This is a genomic window from Haladaptatus sp. (genome assembly GCF_049589095.1).
Classification (GTDB): Archaea; Halobacteriota; Halobacteria; order Halobacteriales; family Haladaptataceae; genus Haladaptatus.
In genome coordinates this window covers 1-4,571 of the sequence record NZ_JBAWAC010000009.1, presented here as the reverse complement: position 1 = coordinate 4,571, position 4,571 = coordinate 1, and the positions used below count along the sequence as shown (strand labels likewise).

Annotated in this window: 4 protein-coding genes and 1 pseudogene; 2 read left to right on the top strand and 3 right to left on the bottom strand. The window is 59.6% G+C overall.

Annotation, left to right across the window (positions count from 1 at the left end; genetic code table 11):
* Both WBV42_RS00335 and WBV42_RS00330 read left to right on the top strand, forming a co-directional pair.
* Window positions 1-478: pseudogene (locus WBV42_RS00335) on the top strand (methionine synthase); the annotation flags it as partial.
* 98 nt (window positions 479-576) lie between these two features.
* Window positions 577-1,020: a universal stress protein gene (locus WBV42_RS00330; RefSeq protein ID WP_423984280.1), complete on the top strand. Its 444-nt coding sequence runs from the start codon at window positions 577-579 to the stop codon at window positions 1,018-1,020.
* A gap of 646 nt (window positions 1,021-1,666) precedes the next feature.
* Here WBV42_RS00330 and WBV42_RS00325 read toward each other — a convergent pair.
* The 3 genes from WBV42_RS00325 to WBV42_RS00315 form a co-directional block, all read right to left on the bottom strand.
* Window positions 1,667-2,473, bottom strand: a complete 807-nt coding sequence (locus WBV42_RS00325) for an ABC transporter permease (protein WP_423984279.1) — start codon at window positions 2,471-2,473, stop codon at window positions 1,667-1,669.
* Window positions 2,470-3,495 carry an ABC transporter permease gene (locus WBV42_RS00320; protein ID WP_423984278.1) on the bottom strand — a complete coding sequence of 342 codons (1,026 nt, stop codon included), beginning with the start codon at window positions 3,493-3,495 and terminating at the stop codon, window positions 2,470-2,472. The genes WBV42_RS00325 and WBV42_RS00320 overlap by 4 nt, the downstream gene beginning before the upstream one ends.
* Window positions 3,492-4,571 (bottom strand): ABC transporter ATP-binding protein (locus tag WBV42_RS00315; protein ID WP_423984277.1); only part of this gene is annotated, 1,080 nt, incomplete at its 5' end. The genes WBV42_RS00315 and WBV42_RS00320, both read right to left, overlap by 4 nt.

Below are 4,571 nucleotides of genomic sequence, written 5' to 3'. Positions count from 1 at the left end.
GGCCACGCGTCTCCACGTCGAGGCGCTCAACGAGGCGCTGTCGAACGTCCCCGAAGAGCAGGTCCGTCTCCACACCTGCTGGGGAAGCTACGAGGGTCCCCACCATCTCGATATGGATCTAGCCGAGATGCTACCGGAGATCTACGAGGCCGACATCACCGGACTCAGCATCGAGCAGGCCAACCCCCGCCATCAACACGAGTACCGTGCGTTCACCGAACACCCCGTACCCGACGGCTGGACGTTGATCCCGGGTGTCGTCGACGTGAAAACGAACATCATCGACCACCCCGAAACTATCGCGGACCGCCTCGAACGGGTCGCCGACTCGGTCGGCGATTCGACGCCCCTGATCGCCGCACCGGACTGCGGTTTCGGCACGCAGGCCGGACTTGGGATGGTCTCCCCCGAGATCGCGTGGGAGAAACTGGAAGCACTCGTCGAAGGTGCCGAGATCGCGACCGAGCGTATCTACTGACTCGACGATCATTTAACAAGCACCATCTGTTCAACGAAGGAGGTGACGTCCGAAGGTATGGGCGTTGTTTCATTAGATATCGGGTTGAGACAGTATGTATGGATGAAATGGAGGGTGCGGTTTACGAGCGTGTTTTGGTGCCGACCGACGGGAGCAAAGCGGCGAAACGAGTAACCAAACAAGCAGTAGAACTCGTGAAGGATAGCGGTGGAACCGTCCACGCGCTCTACGTGATGGACATGGGGGACGCGGGTTTCGTCGCGGTCCCGAGCGATATCAAGGAGACCCGGAAGCGACTGGAGAAGAAGGGACAGAAGTTCGTAAACGAAGTCGAAGAGCAAGCCAAAGAAAGCGGCGTCGACTGTGTTACCGTCGTGAAATCCGGAATCCCGGAGGACGAGGTAGTCGAATACGTCCACGAAAATGATATCGATCTGGTCGTGATGGGAAGACGGGGGCGGTCGGATCCCGACAAGCCCCTCATCGGTTCGACGACGAAGCGCGTCCTCGGCCTTTCCGACGTCCCTGTTCACGTAGTCTGATAATGAGGCCGATTCCAGCGCGTGAATATCCGCATTCGGATCCGATTTCGAAGCGGTAGCCAGACGCTGATGCCTGCTCAACCGCGAAAATCGTCGCGTCACACCAGTGGGAAGTCCAATAACGAACGGGACGTACGGGACGAGATTTCAGATAAGCAGCAGATACCTAAATTTTTAATCATGCTCTCGAAGTAGTATGGTATGGCCATCCACGACTCGACCAAAACCTCCTCGAGTTGTGTAACGTTACCTTCCGTAGTGCCGTTCTATCTATCTCATCTGACTCGGTTGAGTTGGGAACTAGGGTCACGGTCCGTCGGAGATGCCAAGTCGACACTCCACAGTGAATGGAGACACGAGAACGACTGGAAACTGTCTATCTTCCGGTCGACGAGGGAGACCTCGATCATCCGTGTTACTACTCCTGTCGGCAGAGAGCAATTCTACGGCGCTGCTCAAATGGACCTGAGTGCGTCAGTCCCGCAACTTCATTCGGCACCGCGCTGGCAAAGGATGGAATAATCGACTAGTCGGTCACTGGCGGTGGCGAGCGTACGACGTTCTAATCGATTCTATTGGTGCCAGTCCATGCTCCGAGGACGTGGCAGGCTTTCATCCCACCCGTGAAGAAATTCTCGGCGACATCTCAGAGCCCCGATTTGAGGATGAGGTTCTTGCCGAGGATGAGATCCAAGGTGAGTGGGACGACCACGGTGATGAGCATCAGCACCGTGGCCATCGCGTTGATCATCGGCGTGATGCTGGTGCGGACCATCGTGTAAATCTCGATGGGCGCGGTCGAGGTCGACGGTTGGACCCAGAACTGGGTCGCCGTGAACTCGCCGAAGCTGATGACGAACGCGAGGAGCATCCCAGCGGCGAGCCCCGGCGTGATGAGCGGGAGGGTCACCTCGAAGAACGTCTCCAGTTCGTTCGCCCCGAGCGTCATCGCGGCCTCCTCGACCTCATGGTCGAACCCGTAGAGTTGGGCTCGGACGGTGACGAAGATATAGGGCAACACGAGCGTCGTGTGGCCCGCGATGAGGAACAGGTAGTTCTTCTGGAACCCCATTTTCGTGAGGAAGGCCGTCAGCGCCACGCCGATGACGACCGGACTGATTATCATCGGCAGGAACAGCACGCTCGACAGGATGTCCTTCTTGGGGAACGACCGCCGGACGAATCCGAGGGCGGTTATGGTGCCGACGATGCCCGCACACACCGACGCGCCAAGCGCGACGATAAAACTGTTCCTGAGTGCCGTGAGCATCCGATCGCTGTTGAGGAACGCCTGGTACCATTTGAGGCTGAACCCCTCCGGCGGGAACGTCGGGAACTTCGACGGTTGGAACGAGATGATCACGACCGCGAGGAGCGGGAACAGGAGGAACAGGTACACTAACCCGGTCGTCCCCTTGATCGCGCTCCATCCGAGTTCGTCGCGGGTCCTCATTCAGCACCACCTCCGATCACGTCGTCGAGGCCAACGAACCGGTTGAACACACTGATGAGGGTGAACAACACGAGCAGGTAGACGACGCCCATGGCGCTCGCCAGCGGCCAATCGAAGTTCTGGCCAAACGTCGTCTCGATGAGGTTGGCGACCATCGTGTTCGACGGGGAACCCAGCAGCGCCGGTGCCATATAACTCCCGACCGAGAGGATGAACACGAGAATCACGCCCGCGCTGATACCCGGCAGCGTCAGCGGGAGCGTCACCTCGTAGAACGTCCGTAGAGGCGTCGCACCCATCGTCTTCGCGCTCTCGATGAGCGAGTCGTCTATCTCGTTGACGCTGTTGTAAATCGGGAGAATCATGAACGGCAGCAACGCCTGCGTGAGTCCCGAGATGACGGCGAGGTCCGAGTAGAGGAACCCGCCGTTCTCGATGCCGACCCACCCGAGCATCGACACGAGGAGTCCCTTGTTCCCGAGGACGAGGATCCACGCGTAGTACCGGATGATGAGCGGAACCCAGAAGGGAAGGACGACGAGGAGGAGGAACGCCGCCTTCCATTTCGAGACGGTCCGGCCGAGGAAGTACGCGGGAACGTATCCGAGGGCGAGTGCGCCCAGCGTGACGAACAAGCCGTACTTCAGGGACTGCCAGAGGATGGTTAGATACAGGTTGTCGAACGTCAGCGTGGCGAGATCGACGTTCTGGGTCAGGATGTACTCGTAGTTGCTCAGCGAGAACTGCTGGATGATGACGCCACCTGCGCCGCGCTGCCAGAAGGACAGCGTCACGATATACAGAAGCGGGGCAAAGAGGAACAGAACCATCCAGCCGAGGCCGAGACCCGCCTGCACGCTGGCGAGGATGCTCTCGCGGTTTTTGATTCGGTCGAACGGGCCGGTGACGGGACCGGATCGAAGTATCGCGGTCCTGATTTTGAACGGCCACTCGCGGAGGCCGTCCGTCTCGACGGAGGCCGACTGCACGCCGTTTCCGAACGACTCTTGCTCGCTACTCATGCGGGTTCTCCCTCGGATTTGCTGTCCACGAGGAGGAGTTCCTCCGCCGGAATCGTGATGAACACCTCGTCACCGGACTCGTACTCTTCGATGCCGGTGAAGCCGTGTTCGGCGACGGTTATCTCCTCGCCGGTCGAGAGCGTACAGAAGAACAGCGTCTTCTCGCCCAGATAACTCATCGTCGTCACCGTCGCCGACAGTTCGTTCGTGGCCCCGGTCGAGACCTTCGAGATGCTGAGTTTCTCCGCCCGGAGGAAGGCCAACGCTGGCGCGTTCGGCGGGAGGGTTTTCTCGGTCGATTCGAGCGTCAAGCCGGAGTCGGTCCGGAGTGCGACGTTGTCGTCTCCGTCGGTGATCGTCCCTGCGAGTTTGGTCGATTGGCCGATGAACTCGCCGACGAACTCGGACTGTGGGTTCTCGTAGATGTCGAGCGGACTGCCCTGTTGGGACAGTTCGCCGCTGTCGAGGACGATGACGCGGTCGGACAGCGAGAACGCCTCCATCTGGTCGTGGGTGACGTAAATGGTCGTGATGCCGATCTCCTCTTGGATGCGTTCCAGTTCGATGCGCATCTTCTGTCGAAGGACGCGGTCGAGCGCCGAGAGTGGCTCGTCCATCAAGAGGACGTTCGGCTCGAACACGAGCGCCCGCGCGAGGGCGACGCGCTGTTGTTGGCCGCCGGAGAGTTCGGTCGGCGACCGGTCCATCATATCCGGCAATCTGACCATTTCGAGTGCCTCTTCGACGCGGGTGCGACGTTCTTCCTTGCCGACGCCGCGCATCTTCAGCGGGAACCCGACGTTCTCACCGACGGTCTTGTGCGGGAAGAGCGCGTAGTGCTGGAACACCATGCCGATGTCGCGCTCGTAGGGGGGTTGTTCGGTCACCACCTCTCCACCGATTTCGATGGTTCCCGACGTCGGCGTTTCGAGTCCGGCTATCATTCGGAGCGTCGTCGTCTTGCCGCACCCTGACGGACCGAGGAGCGAGACGAACTCACCGCGTTCGGCTTCGAAACTGACGTCGTCGACTGCATGCACGTCACCAAACCACTTCGTGACACCGGAAATTTGTAC

Coding starts and splice junctions, on each gene's coding strand:
- WBV42_RS00330 (WP_423984280.1), top strand. CDS start 577: ATGGATGAAATGGAGGGTGCGGTTTACGAGCGTGTTTTGGTGCCGACC.
- WBV42_RS00325 (WP_423984279.1), bottom strand. CDS start 2,473: ATGAGGACCCGCGACGAACTCGGATGGAGCGCGATCAAGGGGACGACC.
- WBV42_RS00320 (WP_423984278.1), bottom strand. CDS start 3,495: ATGAGTAGCGAGCAAGAGTCGTTCGGAAACGGCGTGCAGTCGGCCTCC.